A 5313-nucleotide genomic window follows, 5' to 3' on the forward strand; every position below is an offset into this window, starting at 1 on the left:
GGCACGAGGTGCTCGTCGCGGAATGCCACACCGTAGCCACCCCGTTCCAGGTACTCGCCGAGCGTGGGACCGTCGCCGGCCTCATCGAGCAAACGAGGGGCGTCGCGGTAGAAACGCATCAGGTCGCGAATCATGCCAAGGAAACGCGGTGAGAGCAGGTTGCGACGCTGGCAAAACAAGGTATCGAGGTTGGCGGCGTTGTACTCGAGACCGCTGGCCTGGTTGCGCACCGAAAAACTCATGGCGGTCGGCTGGGTCGCCACCCCCAGCTCATCGAACAAGGCCGACAACAACGGATAATGCGCGCGGTTATGCACAATGAAACCCGTGTCTACCCTGTAGTCGCGGCCATCGAGCCGGATGTCATGGGTGTGCGTATGCCCACCCGGGTAATCATTGGCTTCGAACAGGGTCACCTCGTGCTTGCGCGATAGCAACCACGCCGAGGCGAGCCCCGCGATGCCCGAGCCGATGACGGCAACGCGCATCGTCAGCCCCTCGCCTTCGCGGCGACCCAGGCGGGGATAGGTTTGAGGTCATGGACCAGACCCAGCCACGCCATCACGCGCAGACCGTAGTACGTCATGTCGATTTCCCACCAGCGAAAGCCCTGACGCACGGTGCCGGGAAAGAAGTGATGGTTGTTGTGCCAGCCTTCGCCGAACGTCAGCAGTGCAAGCCACACGTTGTTGCGGCTGTCGTCTGCGGTATCGAAGCGTCGGCGACCGAAGCGATGCGCGAGCGAGTTGATCGTCACCGTGGCATGAAAGAGGATGGTGGTGGAAATGAAGAAGCCCCACACCAGCATCTGCCAACCGCTGGTGCCGAGGCCCGGCGCCACATGCTCGAGAAGTTTGCCGAGGCCGAATAGCGCGACGGCGAGCAGCACAGGGACCGCCGTGTCGTAGCGGTCCAGCCAACGCAGCTCCGGATATTTCGCCAGGTCGGGCACGCGCTCGATCTCGGTACGGAACCCGTTGGGGGTCAGAAACCAGCCGACGTGGCTCCAGAGGAACCCATGAACGCCCGGCGAGTGGGGATCCAGCGGCGTGTCGGTGTGACGATGGTGGTGGCGATGATGAGCAGCCCACCACAACGGGCCCCGCTGTACGCAACTTGCGCCGATCAGGGCGAAGAAGAACTGCACCGGACGCGACGTGCGAAACGTGCGATGCGAGAAATAGCGGTGGTAGAACGCCGTTAAGGCGAACATCCTGACCGCATACAGTGCGACCGCCACGCAGATCGCCACGGTCGACACGCCCGTCCAGAGGGCCCCGATACACGCCAGATGCATGACCACGAACGGCGACGCACGGAGCCAGTCGATACGGTCGCCCCGGGATGCGTCGACCGACGCGGCGCCAGAGGTATCGAACCATCGGCGCAGGGTACCGACGCGAAGTGCCACCGGGGGTGGCTCGGGCGTGGCGTTGAGGCGGACGTTCATGCGGGCTCCCGTGGTGTTCCCTTACCTATACGGGGCGTTACGGGTTACGGATGCACGAACCTGGCCTAGATGGTGCAGCGACCGTCGAGTTTCGTGGCCAGCGCCTCGTCCACGGCGGCGTCGGCGATGTTGCCTTCGCGCTTGTCCGGCGGAAATTCGATACGTACGGGGCGAAGCTTGCCGTTCTCCCCCCGGATCGAGCCCATGCCCTCGAAGCGGCGCAGGGTGCGGTCGGTCGTGGTGTAACTGAGCACGACCGTGGGTGCCGCGAAGGCGTACCAGGCATCGAGCTTCATCGTCATGCGCCGGACCCCGCCGCTGGTCTGCCCGTCCACCAGGCGCACGTCGTAGAAGGCGAAGCGGCCCGGCAACAAGAAGGGAATACCGTCCCCCCGCTTGCCGACGCTATCCCAGTGGGCACGGACGTAAACGTCGAAGCCCGCGTCGATCACGCCGTCCTTCTTGTCCGGCAGGGGCTTGGCGACTTCTCCACCCGCACCACGCTTGGCGTAAACGCTCCGGGCACCCCCGTTCGAGCGCACGCCCTCCGCATCGCCGGTACGCGCGTCGACAAAACTGAAGTCCGGTCCGATGACCGTGCCACCGCCCTCGAGAACCTTGCGCGCGAACGCCTTCCCGTCGGGGCACTGGTACTGCACGACCTGGCGCCCCGAACCGACCGTATGGACCTCGCGGTACAACAGCTGCCCGTTGTCAGGCGCGTACGCATCGCCGACAAAGCGCTCGGTGGCGGCAGGGGCGGAGGCGCTGGCCAGGCAGGCGGCCGCGGCGAAGGGGACCATCGGAGCGGATGAAAGTAGCCTCACGGAGTGCTCGTCCTCGGCGGTAATGCGTGACAGTGGATACGAGAAGATGTGAAGGGCGGATGCGGATCGCGACGCGCTCACCACGGTCATGTTATAGATCGGCCTGCACTGTTCGACCGCCCGCCCGCCTTAAGGACCCACGCATGCCAGCCACCAGCCCCGCCGATCGCGACGAGCTGAATCGACTGTTGCAACGTACCGCGGAGGAAGACCAGCGCGCGTTTGAAGAGCTGTACCGGCGCACCTCGTCGCGACTGTTCGGCGTCTGCGTGCGGCTGATGGGCGACCGTGAGGAGGCCGAAGAGGTGCTTCAGGAAGCCTTCGTCACCGTCTGGAAACGCGCCCGCAGCTTTGACGCGAAACTCTCCAGCGCTCTCACCTGGCTAGTCACCGTCGCCCGCAACAAGGCCATCGACCGGCTGCGCCAGCGTCCCGACCTGCGTCCAGTCGAGGTCGATTGGGAGACCCTCGTCGACGACGGTCCCGGCCCCGCGCATGGCGCGGAGAGCGACGAGGAGTATCGACATCTGCAGGCCTGCCTGGCCGAACTGGAAACCCAGCAGCGCCGCTCCATTCGTGAAGCTTTTTTTGGCGGCGCTACGTATAACGAGTTGGCGGAACGTGCAAAGGTGCCCCTGGGCACCATGAAAAGCTGGATTCGTCGCGGTCTCCTGCAACTCAGGGCGTGTCTTAATCCATGAACAGCACCTTCGAATCCGACAAAGACAACCTGCGCTACGCCGAGTACGCACTCGGGTTGCTCGATGCCGACGCGCGAGCCGCGGTGGCACGGGAAGTCGAGACCAGCCCCGAGGCCGCGGCGGCCGTGGCGTTGTGGCAGCGCCACGTCACGCCGCTGGCCCTGGAAATCACCGACATCGCGCCTCCCGCCCATGTCTGGGCCGGCATCCGTCGTCGCCTCGCCTTCGACGCGGGCACGCCGTCACGCGAATCGTCGCGTCCCCGCACGAGTGTCTGGGACAGTCTGGGCCTGTGGCGCTGGATCGGTGTCGGCGCCACGGCGGTGGCCGCCTGCCTGCTGGTGATCACCATGACCCGGCAGTTGCCTCCGCCCATCGCCACGCATCCCTCGGTCCTCATGGTCTCCACCATCGCCGGCGACAACGGCGTTGCCGGCTGGACGGCCACCATGGACATCGACCGTTCCGAGTTACTCGTCGTGCCGGCCAGCCCGGCCGCCGTCGCCTCGGACCGCAACACCGAGCTATGGCTGATTCCGGCCGGCGGCGCACCGATTTCCGTCGGCGTCTTCCCGCCCGGCGATCCGAAGCGCTTCCATCTGGCCAAGGCGCTCCTGGACCGCCTCGGCCCGACAGCCGCGCTCGCGGTCTCCCTGGAACCGGTCGGTGGCTCTCCCACCGGTCAGCCCACCGGTCCGGTCATCGCCAAGGGCGCCATCCGCGCCGCCTGACGCTTCATACAGCGTCGCTCATTGCTGTTAGCTCCTTGTATGAGCCGATTCATCGGCGATGGGGTGCTTGCAATATCCCCACACGCCTCCATAATGAGCAAGCACTCACTTATTATAGATGCCCCATGGCCCGCCTCAAAAGCGAAGAAAAACGGACCGCCATCCTCGCCGCCGCCGCGCAAGCCGTGGCAGAACGCGGCATGGGCGCCCCGACCGCGCTGATCGCAAAGCGGGCCGGGGTGGCCGAAGGCTCGATCTTCACCTACTTCGCGGACAAGGACATCCTGCTCAACGAGCTCTACCTGAGCGCGAAAAACAGCCTGCGCGACACGATGTATGAGGGCTATCCCTCGCGTGCCCCGATCGAAGAGCGCTTCGAACATGTCTGGAATCGTTACCTCGATTGGGGCATGGCCGAACCCGCCCTTCGCGTCGCGATGTCCCAGCTCACGGTGTCCGAGCGCATTACGGCGTCCACGCGCGTCGAAGGTGAACGTGTGTTCGGGGATATCGCCGGTTTGTTCGACGAGGGGATGGCGTCGGGCGTATTGCGTCACGGGCAACCGATCGGGTTCATGGCCGGCATCATCACCGCCGTCGCGGAAACGACCCTGCAATTCATGGCAAAGAACACCGCTGAAGCCAGCGACTACCGGCGGGCCGGCTTCGAAGCCATCTGGCGCGCCATCGGGTCCGCCTGAGTCGCCCTTTCCATCCAGGTTTTTCCTGAACCATTAATCGAGTGTGTACTCACTCACTATAACGAGGATTCTCCATGTCACAGGTCTGGCTCATTTCCGGCAGCGGCGCCGGTCTCGGTCGCGATATCGCCGAAGCGGCACTCGCCGCTGGCCATCGCGTGGTCGCCACCGCGCGACGCGTCGAGACGCTCGACGATCTCCGCAGCCGCTTCCCCGAGACGCTTAAAGTCACGGCGCTCGATGTCACCGACGAGGCCGCGTGTATCGACGCCGTACGCTTCACGCTCGACGCGTTCGGCCAGCTCGATGTGCTGGTCAACAACGCCGGCTACGGCCAGCTCGTTCCCTTCGAACAGATGTCGTCTGCCGACTACCGCGCGCAGATCGAGACCAATCTGTTCGGTGTCGTCAACCTCACCCGCGCCGCCGTCAGCCACATGCGCGAGCGTCGTAGCGGCCGTGTCATCAACGTCTCTTCAGTCGGTGGCCGTATCGGCATGCCCGGCATGTCGGCGTACCAGGCCGCGAAATGGGCGGTCGGCGGACTTTCCGAAGTGCTCGCCACTGAGCTCGGCGCGCTGGGCGTGCACGTCACGGCGATCGAGCCGGGTGGCATGCGCACCGATTGGGCGCGCCGCGCGGGCGCTGACCTCCCGCCATTCCTGCCCGATTACGAGAGCACGGTCGGTGCCCTCCGCAACATGCTGTCCGGGTACGCCGGTAACGAGACCGGYGATCCGGTGCGTGTCGCCGAGGTGGTACTTCGCCTTGCCGCGCATCCGCGTCCACCGGTCCGCCTGCTCCTGGGTAGCGACGCGGCGAAGTACGCGGGCGAGGCGGAGCAGGCACGTCGCGAAACCGATGAGCGCTGGCTGGCGATCAGTCGCTCGACCGATATCGGCG

The 5313-nt window shown here is 65.4% G+C and carries 7 protein-coding genes; 4 read left to right on the forward strand and 3 right to left on the reverse strand.

Annotated elements, in window-relative coordinates:
- The 3 genes from AC1DSN_RS17800 to AC1DSN_RS17810 all read right to left on the reverse strand — a co-directional run.
- A partial coding sequence (locus AC1DSN_RS17800; protein ID WP_477331977.1) for an FAD-dependent oxidoreductase occupies positions 1-488 on the reverse strand: 488 nt, incomplete at its 3' end.
- Between the two features lie 2 nt (positions 489-490).
- A complete protein-coding gene (locus tag AC1DSN_RS17805; protein WP_477295910.1) occupies positions 491-1450 on the reverse strand; it encodes an acyl-CoA desaturase in 960 nt (319 codons plus the stop codon).
- A gap of 65 nt (positions 1451-1515) precedes the next feature.
- The gene (locus AC1DSN_RS17810; RefSeq protein ID WP_477331979.1) at positions 1516-2367 is read right to left on the reverse strand and encodes a hypothetical protein; all 852 of its coding nucleotides are present in this window, start codon (positions 2365-2367) and stop codon (positions 1516-1518) included.
- 53 nt (positions 2368-2420) lie between these two features.
- On the opposite strand from AC1DSN_RS17810, the gene AC1DSN_RS17815 reads away from it, so the two are divergent.
- The 4 genes from AC1DSN_RS17815 to AC1DSN_RS17830 all read left to right on the forward strand — a co-directional run.
- A complete protein-coding gene (locus AC1DSN_RS17815; protein ID WP_213950185.1) occupies positions 2421-2978 on the forward strand; it encodes a sigma-70 family RNA polymerase sigma factor in 558 nt (185 codons plus the stop codon).
- On the forward strand, positions 2975-3709 hold the full coding sequence (locus AC1DSN_RS17820) for an anti-sigma factor (RefSeq protein ID WP_477295912.1): 735 nt from the start codon (positions 2975-2977) through the stop codon (positions 3707-3709). The genes AC1DSN_RS17815 and AC1DSN_RS17820 overlap by 4 nt, the downstream gene beginning before the upstream one ends.
- Positions 3710-3744: 35 nt before the next feature.
- Positions 3745-4410 (forward strand): TetR/AcrR family transcriptional regulator, encoded by a 666-nt coding sequence (locus AC1DSN_RS17825; protein WP_477295913.1) that lies wholly within the window; start codon positions 3745-3747, stop codon positions 4408-4410.
- Positions 4411-4484: 74 nt separating this feature from the next.
- Positions 4485-5313, forward strand: an 829-nt coding sequence (locus AC1DSN_RS17830; protein ID WP_477331981.1) for an SDR family NAD(P)-dependent oxidoreductase, incomplete at its 3' end; no start/stop codon positions are given.

This window comes from Luteibacter sp. P4_D7_3, from assembly GCF_056401735.1.